This window comes from Rhizobium sp. FKY42, assembly GCF_005222835.1.
Classification (GTDB): domain Bacteria; phylum Pseudomonadota; class Alphaproteobacteria; order Rhizobiales; family Rhizobiaceae; genus Neorhizobium.
Genome location: NZ_STGA01000029.1, coordinates 997,499 through 1,017,246 on the forward strand (window position 1 = coordinate 997,499; position 19,748 = coordinate 1,017,246).

At 57.8% G+C, this 19,748-nt stretch carries 21 protein-coding genes and 1 pseudogene; 11 read left to right on the forward strand and 11 right to left on the reverse strand.

Annotation, left to right across the window (positions count from 1 at the left end):
* Window positions 1–9: 9 nt before the first annotated feature.
* Window positions 10–1,410: an alpha,alpha-trehalose-phosphate synthase (UDP-forming) gene (gene otsA, locus E8M78_RS15610; protein WP_137135860.1), complete on the forward strand. Its 1,401-nt coding sequence runs from the start codon at window positions 10–12 to the stop codon at window positions 1,408–1,410.
* Here otsA and E8M78_RS15615 read toward each other — a convergent pair.
* Window positions 1,389–2,972 (reverse strand): peptide chain release factor 3, encoded by a 1,584-nt coding sequence (locus tag E8M78_RS15615; protein WP_062555158.1) that lies wholly within the window; start codon window positions 2,970–2,972, stop codon window positions 1,389–1,391. The genes otsA and E8M78_RS15615 overlap by 22 nt on opposite strands.
* Before the next feature lie 85 nt (window positions 2,973–3,057).
* Between E8M78_RS15615 and dut the strand changes: the two genes are divergently transcribed.
* The 3 genes from dut (at window position 3,058) to cysK (ending at window position 5,269) form a co-directional block, all read left to right on the forward strand.
* Window positions 3,058–3,516 (forward strand): dUTP diphosphatase, encoded by a 459-nt coding sequence (gene dut / locus E8M78_RS15620; RefSeq protein WP_137135861.1) that lies wholly within the window; start codon window positions 3,058–3,060, stop codon window positions 3,514–3,516.
* A gap of 54 nt (window positions 3,517–3,570) precedes the next feature.
* Window positions 3,571–4,182, forward strand: a complete 612-nt coding sequence (locus E8M78_RS15625) for a LysE family translocator (protein ID WP_137135862.1) — start codon at window positions 3,571–3,573, stop codon at window positions 4,180–4,182.
* A gap of 121 nt (window positions 4,183–4,303) precedes the next feature.
* Window positions 4,304–5,269 carry a cysteine synthase A gene (gene cysK / locus E8M78_RS15630; protein WP_137135863.1) on the forward strand — a complete coding sequence of 322 codons (966 nt, stop codon included), beginning with the start codon at window positions 4,304–4,306 and terminating at the stop codon, window positions 5,267–5,269.
* A gap of 193 nt (window positions 5,270–5,462) precedes the next feature.
* Here cysK and E8M78_RS15635 read toward each other — a convergent pair whose 3' ends face one another.
* The 10 genes and pseudogenes from E8M78_RS15635 to rsmI all read right to left on the reverse strand — a co-directional run bounded on the left by E8M78_RS15635 (window position 5,463) and on the right by rsmI (window position 14,394).
* Window positions 5,463–6,995 carry a YifB family Mg chelatase-like AAA ATPase gene (locus E8M78_RS15635; RefSeq protein WP_137135960.1) on the reverse strand — a complete coding sequence of 511 codons (1,533 nt, stop codon included), beginning with the start codon at window positions 6,993–6,995 and terminating at the stop codon, window positions 5,463–5,465.
* 136 nt (window positions 6,996–7,131) lie between these two features.
* Window positions 7,132–8,085, reverse strand: a complete 954-nt coding sequence (gshB, locus tag E8M78_RS15640; RefSeq protein WP_137135864.1) for a glutathione synthase — start codon at window positions 8,083–8,085, stop codon at window positions 7,132–7,134.
* Window positions 8,086–8,154: 69 nt separating this feature from the next.
* Window positions 8,155–8,421, reverse strand: a pseudogene (locus E8M78_RS24120) (cupin domain-containing protein); the annotation flags it as partial.
* A gap of 15 nt (window positions 8,422–8,436) precedes the next feature.
* Window positions 8,437–8,706: a hypothetical protein gene (locus tag E8M78_RS24125; protein WP_348640120.1), complete on the reverse strand. Its 270-nt coding sequence runs from the start codon at window positions 8,704–8,706 to the stop codon at window positions 8,437–8,439.
* A 58-nt stretch (window positions 8,707–8,764) separates the two neighbouring features.
* The gene (locus E8M78_RS15650) at window positions 8,765–9,856 is read right to left on the reverse strand and encodes a sn-glycerol-3-phosphate import ATP-binding protein UgpC (protein WP_137135865.1); all 1,092 of its coding nucleotides are present in this window, start codon (window positions 9,854–9,856) and stop codon (window positions 8,765–8,767) included.
* Window position 9,857: 1 nt separating this feature from the next.
* Window positions 9,858–10,706, reverse strand: a complete 849-nt coding sequence (gene ugpE, locus E8M78_RS15655; RefSeq protein ID WP_137135866.1) for a sn-glycerol-3-phosphate ABC transporter permease UgpE — start codon at window positions 10,704–10,706, stop codon at window positions 9,858–9,860.
* Window positions 10,707–10,715: 9 nt separating this feature from the next.
* On the reverse strand, window positions 10,716–11,600 hold the full coding sequence (gene ugpA / locus E8M78_RS15660) for a sn-glycerol-3-phosphate ABC transporter permease UgpA (RefSeq protein WP_137135867.1): 885 nt from the start codon (window positions 11,598–11,600) through the stop codon (window positions 10,716–10,718).
* 79 nt (window positions 11,601–11,679) lie between these two features.
* Window positions 11,680–12,999: a sn-glycerol-3-phosphate ABC transporter substrate-binding protein UgpB gene (gene ugpB / locus E8M78_RS15665; RefSeq protein ID WP_137135868.1), complete on the reverse strand. Its 1,320-nt coding sequence runs from the start codon at window positions 12,997–12,999 to the stop codon at window positions 11,680–11,682.
* Window positions 13,000–13,127: 128 nt separating this feature from the next.
* The gene (locus E8M78_RS15670) at window positions 13,128–13,502 is read right to left on the reverse strand and encodes a YraN family protein (protein WP_137135869.1); all 375 of its coding nucleotides are present in this window, start codon (window positions 13,500–13,502) and stop codon (window positions 13,128–13,130) included.
* Window positions 13,480–14,394 (reverse strand): 16S rRNA (cytidine(1402)-2'-O)-methyltransferase, encoded by a 915-nt coding sequence (gene rsmI, locus E8M78_RS15675; RefSeq protein ID WP_137135870.1) that lies wholly within the window; start codon window positions 14,392–14,394, stop codon window positions 13,480–13,482. The genes E8M78_RS15670 and rsmI overlap by 23 nt, the downstream gene beginning before the upstream one ends.
* Before the next feature lie 261 nt (window positions 14,395–14,655).
* Between rsmI and dnaN the strand changes: the two genes are divergently transcribed.
* The 7 genes from dnaN to E8M78_RS15710 all read left to right on the forward strand — a co-directional run bounded on the left by dnaN (window position 14,656) and on the right by E8M78_RS15710 (window position 19,648).
* Window positions 14,656–15,774: a DNA polymerase III subunit beta gene (gene dnaN / locus E8M78_RS15680; protein WP_137135871.1), complete on the forward strand. Its 1,119-nt coding sequence runs from the start codon at window positions 14,656–14,658 to the stop codon at window positions 15,772–15,774.
* 122 nt (window positions 15,775–15,896) lie between these two features.
* A complete protein-coding gene (gene pmtA / locus E8M78_RS15685; protein WP_137135872.1) occupies window positions 15,897–16,493 on the forward strand; it encodes a phospholipid N-methyltransferase PmtA in 597 nt (198 codons plus the stop codon).
* Between the two features lie 8 nt (window positions 16,494–16,501).
* Window positions 16,502–17,104, forward strand: a complete 603-nt coding sequence (locus E8M78_RS15690) for a histidine phosphatase family protein (RefSeq protein WP_137135873.1) — start codon at window positions 16,502–16,504, stop codon at window positions 17,102–17,104.
* The gene (pyrF, locus tag E8M78_RS15695; protein ID WP_137135874.1) at window positions 17,101–17,799 is read left to right on the forward strand and encodes an orotidine-5'-phosphate decarboxylase; all 699 of its coding nucleotides are present in this window, start codon (window positions 17,101–17,103) and stop codon (window positions 17,797–17,799) included. The genes E8M78_RS15690 and pyrF overlap by 4 nt, the downstream gene beginning before the upstream one ends.
* 39 nt (window positions 17,800–17,838) lie before the next feature.
* Window positions 17,839–18,135: a DUF1330 domain-containing protein gene (locus E8M78_RS15700; protein WP_137135875.1), complete on the forward strand. Its 297-nt coding sequence runs from the start codon at window positions 17,839–17,841 to the stop codon at window positions 18,133–18,135.
* A 143-nt stretch (window positions 18,136–18,278) separates the two neighbouring features.
* The gene (locus E8M78_RS15705; protein WP_137135876.1) at window positions 18,279–19,259 is read left to right on the forward strand and encodes a complex I NDUFA9 subunit family protein; all 981 of its coding nucleotides are present in this window, start codon (window positions 18,279–18,281) and stop codon (window positions 19,257–19,259) included.
* 200 nt (window positions 19,260–19,459) lie between these two features.
* On the forward strand, window positions 19,460–19,648 hold the full coding sequence (locus E8M78_RS15710; protein WP_162249581.1) for a hypothetical protein: 189 nt from the start codon (window positions 19,460–19,462) through the stop codon (window positions 19,646–19,648).
* The last annotated feature ends 100 nt before the right edge of the window (window positions 19,649–19,748 follow it).

Sequence of the window (19,748 nt, forward strand, 5' to 3'; positions counted from 1 at the left end):
GAGTTTGTTGTGAGCCGTCTCGTTGTCATTTCCAACCGCGTGCCCATGCCGGAGAAAAACGGTACGGCGCCTGCCGGCGGACTTGCGGTCGCACTTCAGGCAGCGCTTGAAGTGCGCGGCGGCGTCTGGATGGGTTGGTCTGGAAAGTCCAGCGGCACAAAGGAACCGGCCCCGCTGGCGCTAACGGAACGAGGCAATATTACCTATGCGCTGACCGATCTGACGAGCACCGATGTCGAAGAATATTACCATGGCTTCGCCAACCGTGTCCTCTGGCCAATATGTCATTACCGGCTGGATCTCGCAGAGTATGGCCGAAAGGAAATGGCCGGTTACTTCAGGGTCAACCGCTTCTTCGCCCATCGGGTGGCTCCTCTCATCCAGGAAGACGACGTTCTCTGGATCCACGATTATCATTTGATTCCGCTTGCAGCCGAACTCCGGCAGATGGGTTTCAAGAACAAGATCGGCTTCTTCCTGCACATTCCCTGGCCGCCGGCAGATGTGCTGTTTGCCATGCCGGTGCATGAAGAGCTCATGCGCGGACTGACCCATTACGACGTGGTCGGTTTTCAGACAGACCACGATTTGGAAAACTTCCGCGGATGCCTGGTTCGCGAGGGTTTCGGCAATGCGGTTGGCGAGGGGCTTTATTCCTCGCACGGACGAACCTTCAAGGGCGGCTTTTATTCCATCGGCATCGAGACAGCGGCCTTCGCCGAATTTGCCAAACGGGCCGCCTCCACTACCATTGTGCGCAAGGCAAGGCAGAGCCTTGAGGGCCGTGATCTGATCATCGGTGTGGACCGGCTGGATTATTCCAAGGGCATCACCCAGCGCATCGACGCCTATGAGAGCCTAGTGTCCCACAATCCTGCCTATCAGGGCAAGGTGACCTATCTGCAGATCACCCCGAAATCGCGGTCTGAAGTTCCCGAATACGAAGCCATGCAGCGAACCGTCGCAGAGCAGGCCGGCCGTGTGAATGGCGCACTTGGCACCGTTGACTGGGTTCCCATACGCTATATCAACCGCTCCATCGGTCGCCCCGTTCTGGCGGGTTTATACCGGCTGGCGAAAGTCGGTCTGGTGACGCCGTTACGAGATGGAATGAACCTCGTCGCCAAGGAGTTTGTGGCCGCGCAGGATCCCGAAGATCCGGGCGTTTTGGTGCTATCGCGTTTTGCGGGAGCCGCACGCGAACTGAACGGAGCGCTTCTGGTCAACCCTTACGATATTGAAGGCACTGGCCATGCCATTGCGCGCGCCCTGACCATGGGCAAGGAGGAGCGCATCCAGCGCTGGCGCGGCATGATGGACCATCTGCTGGTTCATGACGTAAAGCGCTGGTGCGACGACTTCCTGGCAGACCTGACCTCCGAAGGGGATCACGCCGCTTTGGCGACGTGATACTCCTTGATGGCAACCATCTTGATGGACGGGTAACGTTCCGCCTCATAGCGAAGCGAAAACGCATCCTGAGCCAGAAACACCGGATCGCCGTCCAGATCGCGCGCTATATCGCCCCGCTTGACAGTCAGGAATTTCTCCATGTCGGCCTTGTTTTCCGAGGAAATCCAGCGGCAAACCGAGAAGCGCGACATCTCGAACGAAACCGGAAGACTGTATTCCGCCGAAAGCCGTTCCTTCAGAACGTCGAGCTGCAGGGCACCGACCACGCCGACAATGGCCGGTGAGCCATCTTCTGGCGAAAAGAGCTGTACGACGCCTTCTTCGGCCATCTGCTGAAGCGCTTCCTTCAGCTTCTTCGCCTTCATGGCATCTTCCAACCGCACGCGGCGCAGGATTTCCGGCGAGAAGTTCGGCACGCCTTGGAAGACCAGCGCTTCGCCTTCTGTCAGCGTATCGCCGATACGCAGCGTGCCGTGGTTCGGAATACCTACCACATCGCCTGCATAGGCTGTATCAGCCAGCTGACGCTGCGAGGCGAAGAAGAACTGCGGCGCCGTCAGACCCATCTGCTTGCCGGTACGGGCAAGGCGCGCCTTCATGCCGCGCTCCAGCTTGCCGGAGCAGATGCGGGCAAATGCAATGCGGTCGCGATGGTTGGGGTCCATGTTTGCCTGGATCTTGAAGACGAAGGCCGTCATCTTGTCTTCAGCCGCATGAACGGTGCGGGTATCGGCCACCTGATCTCGTGGTGGTGGCGCAAAATCACCCAGCGCATTGATGAGATCGCGAACGCCAAAGTTTCGCAGCGCCGAGCCGAAGAAAACAGGCGTCATATGACCTTCGAGAAAAGCCTGACGGTCGAACGGGCGGCAGGCTTCGCGGGCCAGTTCCAGCTCGTCGATGAAAGCATCCCGTTCATTTTCCGGCAGGTTTTCGGCAACACTTTGCGGGCCATTCACCTTCAGTGGCTCAACCTGCGTATCGGAACCGCGATAGGTGTTGTTGGCCAGATTGTAGGAGCCGCAGAAGGTTTTGGATCGGCCGACAGGCCATGTGACCGGTGCCGTGTCCAGCGCCAGCTTCTCTTCCACTTCATCCAGAATTTCAAAGGTATCGCGGCTTTCGCGGTCCATCTTGTTGACGAAGGTGATGATCGGGATATCCCGCATGCGGCAGACTTCGAAGAGCTTCAGCGTGCGCGGCTCGATACCCTTGGCGGCATCGATAACCATGACAGCCGCATCCACCGCCGTCAGCGTGCGATAGGTATCGTCCGCGAAGTCTTCGTGACCGGGTGTATCGAGAATGTTGAAGACATTGCCTTCATATTCGAAGGTCATAACGGAGGTGACGACCGAGATGCCGCGTTCGCGCTCGATCTTCATCCAGTCGGACCTGGTCTGGATACGATCCTTTTTCGCCTTGACTTCACCGGCCAGCTGAATGGCACCGCCGAACAACAGCAATTTTTCGGTGAGCGTCGTCTTACCGGCGTCCGGGTGCGCGATAATCGCGAATGTGCGGCGGCGGGATACCGCCTCGGCAATGCTTTCAGCCATGATGTGCAAATCCTTCGAGTTGCGGCGTATCTAGCGATTTCGGGCCAATTATGCAATTGACCTGCCTGATTTGAAGGAGACGCTCATGCGCGAAGTCATCGGCCCTGCTCTGAAACTCGTTCGACTGCCTCATGCAGAGGGGCTTGATCTGCCGGCCTATGAGACGGCGGGCGCGGCTGGCATGGACATTCGCGCCGCTGTGAGTGAACCTCTCGTCCTGCAGCCCGGTGCTCGCGTGCTTGTGCCGACAGGCTTCATTTTCGAGATACCGCAGGGTTTCGAAATTCAGATTCGTCCTCGCTCTGGGCTGGCGTTGAAACATGGCGTGACCTGTCTCAACACGCCCGGCACGATCGACAGCGACTATCGCGGCGAGGTTAAAGTCCTGCTGATCAATCTGGGCCAGGAGGATTTCACGATCGACCGCGGCATGCGGATCGCACAGCTGGTTTTCGCGCCGGTTGTTCAGGTCAAGGTGCAGGAGACAGATACCTTCAATGAAACGGCGCGCGGCGCGGGCGGCTTCGGTTCCACCGGCGTATAAGCCGTTGCGCCCGGATCGCAACCCAATTAGCAATGGCAACGGAGGATGAATTCCATGACACTGACATCACTTGTTGCCTATGCGGGTGCCCTGTTCATAGCAGCGGCCATTCCCGGCCCCGGCATGACAGCCATTGTTGCGCGCGCTCTGGGCTCCGGTTTCCGCCCCACATTCTTCATGGGGCTTGGCCTCATTCTGGGTGATCTGGTCTATCTGACTGCCGTCATTCTGGGACTGGCGATTCTTGCCCAGAACTTCACGACGCCGTTTCTCATCATCAAGTATCTGGGTGCTCTCTATCTTTGCTATATTGCGTGGAAGCTGTGGGCCGCCGGTTTGCTCCGGCAGGATATTCAGGCCACCCGCGGCGCAACAGGCATGATGGCCTTTCTCTCTGGGCTGCTGGTAACGCTCGGCAATCCGAAGACCATGCTGTTTTACGTGGCGCTTGTGCCGACGCTGATACCGTTGCAGGACGTCGGTCTGCGAGATTATGCGGCTCTGGTAGCGACCACATTCATCGTGCTGATCGCGGTCTTGCTGCCCTACATTCTGCTCGCGTCGAAAGCTCGCGAACTTTTGAAGAAGCCACGGACCTTGCAAGCACTCAACCGTTCGGCAGCTGGAATTCTGGCAGGAACTGCAGCCTATATTGCCGCGCGTTGAGCGAGGCTAGAGATGCGGAAAATTATTCCGCTGGCCGATGCCAGGCGGGCATGTCTCACCTCGCGTTTTGGAGGCGTGCACCCTACATCTGATGTAACATTCTAGTTTGGGGAGAAACACTATGACTGATGCAAAGCCGGGCCGTGGCAAGATCTATGGTTCTATCACCGAAACGATTGGCAATACCCCGATCGTTCGCCTGGACAAGCTCGCAAGGGAAAAAGGCGTAAAGGCCAATCTGCTTGCCAAGCTTGAATTTTTCAATCCCATCGCATCGGTCAAGGATCGTATTGGTGTCGCAATGATCGAGGCACTGGAAGCTGCCGGTACCATCACGCCCGGCAAAACGGTGCTGGTTGAGCCTACCTCAGGCAATACGGGAATTGCACTGGCCTTTGCAGCCGCCGCCAAGGGCTACCGCCTCATTCTGACCATGCCAGAGACCATGTCCATCGAGCGTCGCAAGATGCTGGCGCTTCTGGGGGCGGAACTGGTTTTGACCGAAGGTCCAAAGGGCATGAAAGGCGCGATCGCCAGGGCAGAGGAGCTGGCGGCCAGCCTGCCCGATGCGATTATCCCCCAGCAATTCGAGAACCCGGCAAATCCTGAAATCCACCGCAAGACGACCGCGGAAGAAATCTGGAACGATACAGACGGACAAGTCGACATCTTCGTGTCGGGCATCGGTACCGGCGGCACGATTACCGGCACGGGGCAGGTTCTGAAGAGCCGCAAACCGGACATCAAGGTGATTGCTGTCGAACCCGCCGAATCTCCGGTCCTGTCTGGCGGAGAACCCGGCCCTCACAAGATCCAGGGCATCGGTGCAGGCTTTGCGCCCAAGATCCTCGATCGATCCGTCTATGACGAAATCGTCACTATTGCCAGCCAGGAGGCTATCGAGACCGCGCGTCTGGTGGCTCGTCTCGAAGGCGTGCCGGTCGGCATCTCGTCTGGCGCAGCACTGGCCGCAGCCATAAAGATTGGTTCTCGACCGGAGAACGACGGCAAGAACCTCGTCGTGATCATTCCGTCTTTTGCAGAACGCTACCTTTCGACTGTCCTGTTCGAGGGTCTCGGTGGCTGAATCCGGTTAACACGATCTGCATCGCTGCAGACTTGAGACGCTGCGCACCGGGGCTGATCTCCACGGTCGAGGTCAGCCCGCCCAGCGGTACAAGACAACGGAAAGCGGGGACTTGAAAGCCTTCACCAATTGATCTTCCCCTGCCACTTCGGCACCTTTGGTCATACTGCCACCTGGTCAGACTGCAACCTGGTCAGACTGCCGCCGTCAAACGTTCTCCTGCTATCCGATAGGATATGGCTTCCGCGAGATGGATGCGCCCGACACGGTCGCAATCGTCCAGATCCGCCAGTGTTCTGGCCACCTTCAGCACACGATGATAGGCGCGCGCCGAGAATTTCATCTTGTCAGCCGCATCTCTCAATAGCTGCGCACCGGCAGCGTCAGGTTCTGCGACCTGCTCGATCAGCGAGGTCGAACATCTTGCATTGGTGCTGATATATGGCATGCCTGCGGCAATGAACCTCCGGCGCTGGCGCTCCCTTGCCTTCGCAACGCGGGTAGCCACATCGGCACTGCTTTCAGCCGGACGAGGACGGATGAGATCCGCGGCCGCAACAGCAGGTACATCGATACGAATATCGATGCGATCCAGAAGAGGCCCAGAGATACGCGCCTGATAATCCGTCATGCATTTGGGACCCTTGGCACAGCTATGCCCCGGCTCACCGGCCATACCGCACCGACACGGATTCATAGCCGCCACAAGCTGGATATTGGCCGGATAAGAGACCCGATGATTGGCGCGTGCAATGATGCATTCGCCCGTTTCCAGCGGCTGCCGCAAGGCATCGAGAACCTGCGGGGAAAATTCCGGAAACTCGTCGAGGAACAGCACGCCGTGATGGGAGAGCGATGCCTCACCCGGTTTTGCCCGGAAACCGCCACCAACAAGCGCTGCCATGGTGGCCGAATGATGCGGTGTGCGGAACGGCCGCCTATCCGACAGCTTTCCTCCAGACAGTTGACCCGCAATCGAATGAATCATGGAGACTTCCAGAAGCTCCGCTGCCGAAAGCGGCGGGAGAATGGAAGGAAGGCGTGCAGCCAGCATCGACTTTCCAGAACCCGGCGGCCCGACCATCAAAAGATTATGACCACCCGCCGCAGCGACTTCCAGCGCTCGCTTGGCGCTTTCCTGTCCTTTGATCTCGGCGAGATCCGGCAAGTTGGCGGGGGCTGCACGGATTGCCGGTGCTGGCCTTGCAAGAAGCTGGCTTCCGCGAAAATGATTGGCCAGCGCAATCAGGCTTCGAGGTGCAAGTATATCGAATTCGGCACCAGCCCAGGCAGCCTCCGCGCCGCTGTCTGCCGGGCAGATGAGCCCTTTGCCAAGCGCGTTTGCACCAATGGCTGCAGGCAGTGCACCGGCCACCGCAGCCAGTGTTCCATCCAGGTTGAGTTCACCGATCACCACATAGCCTGCCAATGCTTCTGCGGGGATGGCTCCTAGGGCGGCCATAAGACCCAATGCAATCGGCAGATCAAAGTGAGATCCCTCCTTGGGAAGATCCGCAGGCGCCAGATTGATCGTTATCCTTTTCGGCGGCAGCGCGAGACCGGAGGCATGCAGGGCTGCCTGTACGCGCTCACGACTCTCGGCTACCGCCTTGTCCGGCAGGCCGACGATCTGCATGGCGAGCTTCCCCGGGCCCACCATGACCTGCACGTCAACAGGGACGCCCTCTATGCCCTGAAAGGCAACCGTATTAACGCGCGCGACCATTTCCACCTGCCAGCCACGCTTCGGCAGCAGCACCGAAGCTCACGTACAATCAAGCACAACTTGCAGGCGGAAACAAGAACAATTGGAGAACAGAAATCCTGTTAAAGTTGCATCTAAATTTGGAAGGCCTCAACTCTCAAGCGACAGAACGCTTTGCCTCGATTGCATCCCAAAGTAGCACGGCGGCATCCACACCGCCGAACTTCTTCACCTCGCGAATTCCGGTCGGAGATGTAACATTGATCTCGGTCATGTAGTCACCGATGACATCAATCCCCACGAACAGGAAGCCACGCTCACGCAAAGCGGGTCCAATCCGATCGCAGATTTCCTTTTCGCGCGCAGTCAATTCTGTCGGCTCTGCACGTCCGCCGACATGCATGTTGGAACGGGCGTCGTGTTCTGCCGGAACGCGGTTGATGGCGCCGACCGGATTCCCATCCACGAGGAGGATACGCTTGTCACCCTTGCGCACGGCCGGCAGATAGGCCTGTGCGATGTAGGGTTCGCGATACATCTGGCCGAACATTTCTAGAAGCGACGAGAAGTTGCGGTCATCACGGGCAGAGTGGAAGACGCCTGCGCCGCCATTGCCATAGAGCGGCTTCAGGATGATATCGCCAAGCTCCTCACGGAAGCGAGCAATCTCGCCGATGTCCTTCGTGATCAGGGTCGGCGGCATCAGATCGGCGAACTCGGTCACGAAAATCTTTTCCGGTGAATTGCGAACCCAGGCTGGATCGTTGACGACCAGCGTCTTCGGATGGATACGCTCCAGAAGATGGGTGGATGTGATGTAGCCCATGTCGAAGGGCGGGTCCTGTCGCAGGTGCACGACATCCATAGTCGACAGATCGACGCGCTCCCGCTCGCTGAGTGTGAAATGGTTACCCTTTTCGTCACGCAACTGCATGGCTTCGACGGCAGCAAAGATCTTGCCATCGCGCATGGTCAGCCTGTCGGGCGTATAGTGGAAGAGCTCGTAGCCGCGCGCCTGCGCTTCCAGCGCCATGGCGAAGGTAGAATCCCCGACGATGTTGATGCCGGATACGTGGTCCATCTGGAACGCGACTTTGCGGATATTGGCCATGGCTGCCCCTCAAGAGATTGCCTGGCAGATGTAGGATGCCTGAGGGGCAATGGCAACGCGAGAATGGGCTCAGAGTGCTCTTCTTCGGCCCTTCAGTTGGCGGATGATGCGCCTGCGTATACGATAAAAAAGGGAGACGGGCAGATCGAGCGGCTGGCGCATGAAGGCGATCTTTCGGACATAGTGGTCAACCCTCCAGGTCGCCCAGGTTCCAGCCTTGAAGTAGCCGACATCGCCCGCTTTTAGCAGCCTCTGCGTACCATCCTTCGCGATGACGAAAACGTCACCTTCCAGAATGACAACGGTTTCATCCTCGCCAAAGAACCAGCGGAATGTACCGGCCGTGCAATCCTACATTGCCGTACAGGAACATTTGTCCGTTGCTTGCGAATGATAGGCGACCCGCGCCTCAGGACTTCCAGACAGTATCCAGCCGGGCTCGATTGGCGAAGAGACCAGATCCCTCACGAGGTGCTCGTTGCTGGCACCGATGAACGGAGTCTCGACCGCAGTTTCATTTGCAGTCCGCCTACGATGCGCCAGAGCCAGGGCTCCGGCCAAAGCCAGTTTCAGTACGATCACTTCCCCCGCAACGAAATTCGAGCGGAGACTATCAGGCACAACCAACGATCAGGCTTCTGCGGTCACTTGCATTTTAATCATTTGTCCAAAATTCGGATCATGCGCTTGCTACAGATCGGGCAGGTGACCTCGACCCTTCCAGCGCAAGCCTTTTGCCGCTGGTTGCATCGAAGAAATGGAGCCGTGCAGGGTCAATCACCAGACAAAGGTTTTCGGCCAGGAAGGTTTCGGCAGGAAAGGCCGCTGTTAGAGCCTGATCTCCGACAAAGCCATGTGCAAGACGCTGCGATCCAAGTTCCTCGATGTAATCCAGCCGGAATGGAAGCCCTGTCTCGCCGGCCAGTGCCAACCGCAAATCCTCTGCCCGCAACCCCACGGTCACTATTCCTGAAGGCGCTGTTGTTGAAAGATCCAGCTGTCCGGAGCCGATCGCAAGTTTGGAGCCTTGCACCTCTGCCCGGACAAGGTTCATGGCGGGCGAGCCGATGAAACTTGCGACAAAGGTGGACGCCGGTGTGTGATAGACTTCGAGTGGAGAGCCAATCTGCTCGATCTCTCCGCCGTTCAGCACCACCAGCCGATCCGCCAGTGTCATGGCTTCCAGCTGATCATGGGTCACATAGATAGAGGTGGTGCCAAGACGCCGCTGGAGGCGCTTGATCTCGCCGCGCATGGACACGCGCAACTTTGCATCGAGATTGGAGAGCGGCTCGTCGAAGAGAAAAGCCGCTGGCTTGCGCACAATGGCGCGCCCCATCGCCACACGTTGCCGTTGACCGCCGGAAAGCGCTCGCGGCTTGCGCTCCAGATACTGGGTAATCTCCAGCATGCGTGCGGCTTCTGCAACGCGGGCATCGATTTCCGCCTTCGGCGTACCACGGTTCTTCAGGCCATAGGCGAGGTTCTGGTAAACAGTCATATGCGGATAGAGCGCATAGTTCTGGAAGACCATGGCGATGTCGCGTTCTGCCGGTTCCATCCGGTTGACGATTCGCTCACCAATTGAGACCTCGCCTTCGGAAATCGTTTCCAGGCCAGCCACCATGCGAAGTAGCGTTGACTTGCCGCAGCCGGAGGGGCCTACGAGGACAATGAATTCGCCATCAGCGATATCGATGGAAACGGAATTTACCGCCTTCACGCCACCCGTGTAGATCTTCGAGACCTTGTCAATCGAGATCGAGGCCATGTTACTTCTCCGTTTCGGTAAGGCCGCGGATGAACAGCCTTTGCATGAAGATGACGATGAGGATGGGGGGCAGCATGGCAAGCACAGCGCCCGCCATCACGAGGTTCCACTGGATTACGCCATCCTGCACGGTGACCATTCGCTTCATGCCCATCATCAGCGTGTAGTAACCGGGATCCGTTGTGACCAGCAGCGGCCAGAGATATTGCACCCAGCCATAGATGAAGAGGATGACCGATAGTGCACCGATGTTCGTGCGGGACAGGGGCAGCAGAATATCGCGGAAGAACTTCATCGGCCCCGCACCATCCACTCGCGCGGCTTCCAGAATCTCATCCGGGATCGTCATGAAAAATTGGCGGAACAGAAAGGTGGCGGTCGCCGAGGCGATCAGCGGTATTGTCAATCCGGCCCAGGAGTTCAGAAGCCCAAGGTCCGCCACGATCTTGTAGGTCGGCATGATGCGCACTTCTACCGGCAGCATCAGGGTGACGAAAATGATCCAGAAAGCCAAGACCCGGAAAGGAAAACGGAAATAGACGATCGCAAAAGCTGACAGAATGGAGATCGCGATCTTTCCCACTGTGATCACCAAAGCCATGATCAGTGAATTCAGCGCCATGTGGGAATAGTTCGGCAGGCCATTTGCAGCCGAGGCGCTGGTCAGGATCTGCGTGTAGTTCTCGATGAAATGGGATCCGGGCCAAAGCGGCACGGGGCCGCTCATCAGCGTCGCGATGTCGTGCGTCGAAGCGATCACCGCCACGTAGACCGGCAGAGCCACGATGGCGAAGCCGAGCAGCAGGAAGGCGTGCGTGAGGATGTTCAGCAGGGGTCTGTTTTCAACCATGATCGTTGCTCAATACTGCACGCGGCGTTCGACGTAGCGGAACTGAACAAACGTCAGCACCATGACGATGAGCATCAGAAGGACCGATTGCGCCGAGGAGGAGCCGAGGTTCAAGCCGAGATAGCCATCCTGATAGACCTTGTAGACAAGCGTGGTGGTTGCCTGTGCCGGCCCGCCAACCGTCGTTGCATCAACAATCGGGAAGGTGTCGAACATCGTATAATTCACATTGATGATGAACAGGAAGAAGGTGGTGGGCGAGAGAAGCGGCAGAGAAATGGTCCAAAAGCGCTTCACCGGGCCCGACCCGTCAATGGCGGCAGCTTCCATCAGCGACTGCGGCACGGACTGGAGTCCGGCGAGGAAGAACAGGAAATTGTAGGAGACCTGCTTCCAGGCGGCCGCGATGATGATCAGGATCATCGCTTGGGTACCGTTGAGGTCATGATCCCAGTGAATGCCGATCTTTTCCAGGAAGAAGGGCATGAGCCCCGTAGAACTGTTGAACAGGAACCACCAGAGCACGCCGGCCACCACGGGGGCGACCGCATAGGGCCAGACGAGCAGCGTGGTATAGACCTTGCCGCTGCGCACCAGCCGGTCCACCGAGGCGGCGAAGGCAAGACCGAGCAGCATCGACAGCGCCGTCACCGAGACGGCAAAGACGGCGGTTCTCGACAGGGCATCGAGATAGTTCGGGTCATCGAACAGACGCTCATAATGCAGCAATCCGACGAAGACGGTTGAGAGGCCAAAAGGGTCCTCACGCTCGAAGGAGGATTTCACCGCCTGGGCCGCAGGCCAGATGAAGAACACCAGCGTGATGAAAAGCTGGGGCGCGAGCAGCAGATAGGGCAGCAGCCGGTTGTTGAAGGTGGTTTTTTTCGTATCCATTGAGCCCCTGCCAGATTGGTCCGGACAAAGGAAGGGAGGACCGGCGCCGGGCCGCCCCTCCCCTCTGGGTCAGCCGTGATCAGTTGTTGGCGGCTTCGAATTCGCGCAGCAGCTTGTTGCCGCGCTCGACGGCGCTGTCGAGAGCCTGCTTGGCGTCCTTCTTGCCGGCCAGCAGCGACTGGAACTCTTCGTCCACGATCGTGCGCACCTGGGTGAAGTTGCCGAAGCGCAGACCCTTGGAATTCGCGCTCGGCGTGCCGCGGGTGATCTGCTCGATAGCGATGTCCGAACCCGGGTTCTTGGCGTAGTAGCCCTGGCTCTTGCCGAGGTCATAGGCCGCGTTGGTGATCGGCAGGTAACCGGTGTACTGGTGCCAGTCGGCCTGGACTTCCGGCTTCGAGAGGTAGGAGAAGAACTTGGCAACACCCTTGTAGGTGGCCTTGTCCTTGCCGTTCAGAACCCACAGCGTCGCACCGCCGATGATGGAGTTCTTCGGCTCCTTGGTGACATCGTCATAATAGGGCAGCGGCGCAAAGCCCGGCGTGAAGGTCTTGGCGTTGTTGATGACGCCAGCGCGGCCCGCGGACGAATTCATCGTCATTGCGCATTCCTGCGCGTAGAACATCGTAGCAGCGTTATCGCCACCGACTGGACCGCCATACTTGAAGAGGCCTTCATCCTGCCACTTCTTCAGGTTTGCCCAATGCTTCTGCTGAACCGGACCGTTGAAGGAGAACTGGGTCTTGAGACCACCGAAGCCGTTTTCCAAGGTGCCAAATGGCTGGTCGTGGATAGCGGAGAGATTCTCCGTCTGCACCCAGGTGATCCAGGCCGACGTGAAGCCGCATTTGGCCGCACCCGACGTTACGATCTTCTTCGAAAATTCCTCGACTTCCTTCCAGGTCTTCGGAGCAACTTCTGGATCAAGGCCAGCCTTCTTGAAGACGTCCTTGTTGTAATAGAGGATCGGCGTGGACGAGTTGAAGGGCAGTGACAGGATATTGCCCTGCGTGTCGGAGTAATAGCCGACCACCGGACCGAGGAACGACTTCGGCTCGAAGCTTTCGCCCTCGTCCTTCATCAACTTGTAAACGGGGTAAACGGCACCCTTGGCCGCCATCATCGTACCGGTTCCGACTTCGAAAACCTGAACGATCGCAGGCTGCTGGTTGGCGCGGAAGGCAGCAATGGCTGCAGTCAGGGTTTCTGGGTAGGAGCCCTTGTAAACGGGAACGACCTTGTATTCGCTCTGACTTTCATTGAACTTCGTGGCAATCTCTTCGAGCTTCTTGCCAAGCTCGCCGCCCATGGCGTGCCACCAGGTAACTTCAGTTGCCGCAAGCGATGTGGAGGCAGACAGAGCAAACGCTGCCGCTGCAAGGCCAAGCTTCTTGAACATGGGGATCGTCCCTCTTTCCTTCAGTTTAGGATGAGGGGCTGATTAGCGGCGCTGCGTGACAGGTCCTTGAAGTATCTATGACAGAACTGTTACAATATCATCTAATTTGCACACCAATGCAAAAACATTCAAAAGGCATCGACGAAATGACTTGGCAGGCGCCACGGCGTTATCGCAACGATGTCATATCTGAGCGACAAACCGGAGGCCTTTCTTTGCCTGGCAAGCCACAGGTCGCTTGCCGCACGAATGCGGTTCTGGCTGTGAAAGCTCACCGCCTCGACAGCTGAGTTTTCCGATTTGCGTGCCTTGACCTCTACAAAGGCAATAATGTTCCCTTTGCGGGCAATCAGATCGATCTCACCAAGAGGCGTCCGATAGCGTGTTGCGACAATCCGATAGCCTTTGCTCATCAGATAAAGCGCTGCCAGAAATTCGGCAAACCGGCCTCGCCTTTCTGCGTGCCTGCGCCGCTTGCCGTCATCCCTGACTGTCTTCGGCATCTTTCAACTCAATCAGGCGCTGATAAAGATCTTTACGCGAGAGACCAGTCAGGCGGGCCGCCTCCGCTGCGGCCTTGGTGGCGGGCATGCTGGCGGAGAGTTCCCGCAGCATGATATCCACATCGACGGCGGCGGGAATATCATGATAGTCCGGCGGGCCGACGACAAAAACGATCTCGCCCTTGACCGTCGCGTCCTTGTACTGCTCCGCCAGATCACCGAGCGACCCGCGGCGGAACTCTTCAAAGGTTTTGGTCAATTCACGGCACACGCAGGCGGCGCGTGAAGGGCTGAGCACATCTGCTGCAATGGTGAGGGTATCTGAAATCCGGTGCGGTGATTCAAAGAAGATCAGGGTTGCCGGGATCTTGGAAAGCTCTGCCAGCCGATCTCGCCTGCCCTTTTCCTTCACCGGCAAAAAGCCCGCGAACAGAAAAGCATCCGATGGCAAACCGGAACCCACGAGGGCAGCCAGCGGCGCCGAGGGGCCGGGGATCGGCACGACCCGATAACCCGCTTCAATCGCCAATTGGCCCAGGCGATAACCGGGATCGGAAACCAGCGGAGTTCCGGCATCTGACACCAGCGCAACAGATTTTCCCGCTTCCAGAGCGGCAAGAAGCTTGGGCCCAGCTTCATTGGCATTGTGTTCATGATAGGCATAGGGCCTTCCCGTAATGCCGAAACGGTCCAGCAGCACGCGCGTGACCCGTGTATCTTCACAGGCGAGCACATCAGCGCCTGCCAGCGTTTCCAGGGCGCGCAGGGTGATATCACCCAGATTGCCGATCGGAGTTGCTACGAGATAGAGTGCCGGTTCCAGCGGTCGCGCCGGGATCGCCGTGTTTCCGATCCGATAGGTTTTCGCCGCCTGCTGTCGATCTTCCGTCACTGCTCAATGCCTGCCTTATTATATTCACGCCTTTATGGGCGAGTGCACCATGCTGAGCAAGGCAAAAGCGGCAACCATGTGGAAAGCTGTGAGTAGTTGATCCTCCAACTTGATTCCGACCCGAGAATCGGAGGGGCCTCTTGCCTTTTTGCCGCTTTGTCTGCCATTTTGCCGATCCACATCTGTCCGACCAGCCTGACGGACGAGAATAACATTCGGCTTCTCACCAGAAGCCGGCACGGTCGAAAGCGGTAGCATCCCATGCGTATTACTCTTGAGCGGTCCAACCTCCTGAAATCGTTGAATCACGTTCACCGGGTGGTGGAGCGCCGCAACACGATTCCGATCCTCTCCAACGTCCTGCTGCGTGCTTCCGGCAACGATCTGGCGCTGAAGGCGACGGACCTGGATCTCGAGATCACCGAAGAACTTCCGGCAATGGTTGAGACGGCCGGCGCGACGACCGTTCCGGCGCATCTGCTCTATGAAATCGTACGCAAGCTACCCGATGGCTCGGAGGTTCTTCTGGCCGTCAACCCGGATGGCAGCACGATGTCGGTCCAGTCCGGCCGTTCGAAGTTTTCGCTGCAATGCCTGCCAGAAGCTGACTTCCCCGATCTGACGGCCGGAAGCTTCACGCACAGCTTCAAGATCAAGGCATCCGACCTGAAGATGCTGATCGACCGCACGCAATTCGCGATCTCAACAGAAGAAACGCGTTATTATCTCAACGGGATTTTCTTCCATACGATCGAAACGGGCGGTCAGTTGAAGTTGCGAGCCGTTGCGACAGATGGACACCGCCTCGCTCGCGCCGATATCGAGGCGCCCTCCGGTTCGGAAGGCATGCCGGGCATCATCATTCCCCGCAAGACAGTGGGCGAACTGCAGAAGTTGATGGACGATGCGGAAGCGGTCGTCACAGTCGAGGTTTCGGATGCCAAAATACGCCTGACGCTTGGCGGCATCGTCATGACGTCCAAGCTGATCGATGGCACGTTTCCGGATTACCAGCGCGTCATTCCCACCGGAAACGACAAGGAAATGCGCGTGGATTGCCAGAGCTTTACCCGCGCTGTCGATCGCGTGTCTACGATCTCCTCAGAACGTGGCCGCGCCGTAAAGCTCGCGCTCAACGACGGTCAGTTGCTTCTGACGGTCAACAACCCTGATTCCGGCAGCGCCACGGAAGAAGTGGCCGTGGGCTATGAAAGCGAGCCGATGGAAATTGGCTTCAACGCCAAGTATCTGCTGGACATCACAGCGCAGCTTTCCGGCGAGGATGCGATCTTCCTTCTTGCCGATGCGGGTTCGCCAACACTTGTACGGGATACGGCGGGCGATGACGCGCTTTATGTGCTGATGCCGATGCGTGTTTAATTTAAATTTCAAGGGTCGCAGCCGCGGCCCTTTCTTCTGCCGCATTTCAGATGCGACATTTTTTCTTGATTTTGCGTCATGACGGCGCGATGAACGGTCGACAGATTCGCGGGAGATAGTTGATGGAATTGCGCCTGAAGGAACGGCTGGGCCGTAAATTCGATGAGGAAATCCGTTTCTTCAAGGGATGGATGGAAGGCCCCAAGCAGGTCGGTGCCATACTTCCAACGTCCAGTGTGACGGCACGCCGGATGGCAAGCGTGATCAATCCGCAATCCAGTCTTCCGGTTTTGGAACTCGGGCCTGGCACAGGCATCATTACCAAGGCAATCCTGAAGCGGGGCATCAAGCCGCAGGATCTTGTCTCGATCGAATACTCGACAGACTTCTACCAGCATCTGCTCAGAACGATCCCGGATGTCCGGTTCATCAATGGCGATGCCTTCGAGCTGCAGACGATTCTAGGCGACTTCAAGAATCGCAAGTTCGACGCTGTGATCTCCGCCATACCCATGTTGAGCTTCCCGATGGAAAAGCGCATCTGGCTGCTGGAAGATCTGCTGGATCGCATGCCGCACGGTCGCCCGGTGATGCAGATTACCTACGGGCCGGTTTCACCCATCATTGCCAAGCCGGATCGGTATCGCATCAAGCATTTCGATTTTGTCGTGCGCAATTTGCCACCAGCGCAGTTGTGGACTTATACGCGCCCTGATTAAAACAAGGGATGTTTGGGATCTACATCAGTCATCCCCAGGTACAGATCGACCCGCAGGTGCCGGTTCCGGAATGGAACCTGTCACCGCGTGGACGTGAACGCGTTCTCGCGGCGACAGCATGTCCGTGGGTTAGGGAGTTGCAGCGGATCGTCAGCAGTCCCGAACGCAAGGCAATCGAGACAGCCGAAATCCTGGCCCGGACGGCTGGCGTCGAAATAGAAATCGCACACTCAAGTCACGAGATCGACCGGTCTGCGACGGGCTATCTCACGCACGACGCCCATGAAGAGGCAGCGGATCACTTTTTCGCGAACCCGGCCGATAGTTTCCGCGGCTGGGAGAAGGCAATCAACGCACAGGCTCGTATCGTGACTGCGGTTTCGGAAGTTATTTGGGAACACGATCCGGCCCACCCCATGGCGTTTGTAGGGCACGGCGGAGTTGGAACCCTTCTGAAATGCTCGCTTTCAGGCCAGTCCATCGCGCGAAACCACGATCAACCATCGGGTGGCGGCAATCTTTTCTGCTTTTCTCTCGCGCGCAATCTTGCCGAGTGCCGCCTCAAATGCGAGTGGACACCCATGGAATTCTGGCAAGGAGAAACGCGATGAACGCTCGTGACCGACTGATCTTAGGCCTGGATGTACCGACCGTCGGTGAAGCAGAGGCGCTGATCCGGACACTTGGCGAGACGGTTTCCTTCTACAAGATCGGCTACCAGCTGGCTTTCGTAGGCGGACTGGAGCTGGCTCGCGATCTGGTTCGGGATGGAAAATCTGTTTTTCTCGACATGAAACTGCTCGACATCGACAACACTGTTGCCCATGGGGTCGAGAATGTCGCCAAGATGGGCGTAAACATGTTGACGCTTCACGCTTATCCGAAAGCCATGCGCGCTGCGGTCGCGGCCGCCAAGGGTTCCAGCCTTTGCCTGCTGGGTGTAACCGTCCTCACATCAATGGATGCTGCCGATCTGTTGGAAGCAGGATATGATGCCGATCCTCGGTCTCTGGTTCTCAAGCGCGCCGAGCAGGCCCGACACGCCGGGATGGGCGGGATCGTGTGCTCTGCCGAGGAGTCCTCTGCCGTGCGCAGCATCATCGGACCGGACATGGCACTCGTAACACCAGGAATTCGCCCTGCGGGTTCTGAGGCGGGCGACCAGAAGCGCGTGGTGACGCCTGGCGATGCAATAAGGAACGGTTCGAGCCATCTGGTTGTCGGACGGCCCATCGTCAAGGCAAACGATGCTCTTGCTGCGGCAAAATCGATCCTTGATGAAATGGCACTTGCGCTTTCTGCATAAGACGCCTTTCATTCAGCAAATTCGAATACGGAGGAAGGCATGCCGAAGGGATACTGGATTGCGCGCGTCGATGTTCGTGATCCCGAACGGTACAAGGATTATGTGGCAGCGGCCAAACCAGCATTCGAGAAATATGGCGCAAAGTTTCTGGCACGCGGCGGCGCTCATACACGGCTGGAAGGAACGGCAAGAGCGCGAAACGTCGTGATCGAGTTTCCCTCCATGCAGGCCGCCGTCGATTGCTACAAGTCTCCGGAATACCAGATTGCCGCCAAGATCCGCCAACAGGTTGCCGATGCGGAAATGTTGGTTGTCGAAGGAATCGAAGAGGCGTGATGGATAGGCATCGTGCGCCGGACAGGGTGCATTGAAGAAATCGCGCGCCGCCAGCGAATGCATGCATTGCAACACTTCACCTCGTCCGCCGTTTCGGCTAGAGACAAAGAAAAACAACTCTCCTTGGCTTTCGGAGCACTCCCATGACCATGTCCAATCTTCCGCCGCTCGTGACCGTTTTCGGGGGCTCGGGCTTTGTCGGCCGGCATGTCGTGCGGGAACTGGCCAAGCGCGGCTACCGTATCCGTGTGGCCGTCCGTCGGCCGGACCTCGCTGGCTTCCTGCGTCCAGCCGGCTATGTGGGCCAGATCCAGCTGGTACAGGCCAATCTGCGCTATCGCAAATCGATCGATCAGGCCGTTGCCGGCTCGGATCACGTGGTCAACTGCGTTGGCATTCTGTTCGAAAGCGGCAAGAACTCGTTTGACGCCGTGCAGGAATTCGGCGCCAAGGCCGTTGCCGAGGCTGCCCGCGCCGCTGGCGCAACCCTGACGCATGTATCGGCCATCGGCGCGGATGCCAGGTCGCAGTCCTCCTATGCACGCAGCAAGGGCCGCGCCGAGGAAGCAATCCTCTCCACCGTTCCAGATGCTATCATCCTGCGTCCGTCGATCATTTTCGGCAAGGAAGACAACTTCTTCAACAAATTTGCCGACATGGCGCGCACCATGCCATTTCTTCCACTGATCGGTGGCGGCCTGACCAAGTTCCAGCCCGTCTTCGTGGAAGACGTCGCCACGGCCATCGCAAAGGCGGTTGAAGGAAAGGTTGCCAAGGGCAAGATTTATGAGCTCGGCGGCGCAGAGGTTCTGACCTTCAAGCAGTGTCTCGAGGCTGTCCTTCGCATCACCTATCGCAAGCGTCCGCTGGTCACGCTGCCCTTCGGTGTTGCCTCGTTGATCGGCAGCATTGCATCCATGGTTCCCCTGATCACCCCGCCGCTGACGAGCGATCAGGTTCTGCTTCTGAAGTCTGATAACGTCGTTTCGAAGGAAGCCGAGCAGGAAGGCCGCACGCTTGCAGCGTTTGGCGTACGCCCCACGCTGCTGGATGCGATCCTGCCAAGCTACCTCGTCCAGTATCGCGTTCAGGGGCAATTCACGAATTCCGGCAAAGCAGCCTGAGGGCACAAGGCCCGTCATTTTCTAGATGCTCAAGCAGGAGGCAGGACATTGTTCTGCCTCTTTGACGTTCAGGGTTGTGGCGTAAATGACGCAACGCACAACTGCTTAACGTTAACCGGCGGTTCAACAAAATACTCTATTGAAACAGATCGCGACGGCCCGTAAACCGCCGCCATTCTCCCAAGTACTCGAGTATCGCCGTGACTGCCACACCCTCCTCCGAAAGGCTTCCCCCCATGGGCAAATCCATCGCACTGTTTTTTGCGTGTGCGGCATTTGTTATTCTTGCAGGCTCGTTCCTGGCCCCCGGCACTGTTGCTGCCAACAAGAGCGCCTGCGCGCCCGCCTATGGCGTGGATCCGTGCAGCACGGCGTCCATTCGCCGCTAAGCTGAACAAGTTCGGGCTGCCATTGGCAGCCCTTTTCTGCAATCAAAGTAAACCTCCACCTACGGTGGAGGACTGGACGAGTTCTACATCGTAGTGGAGA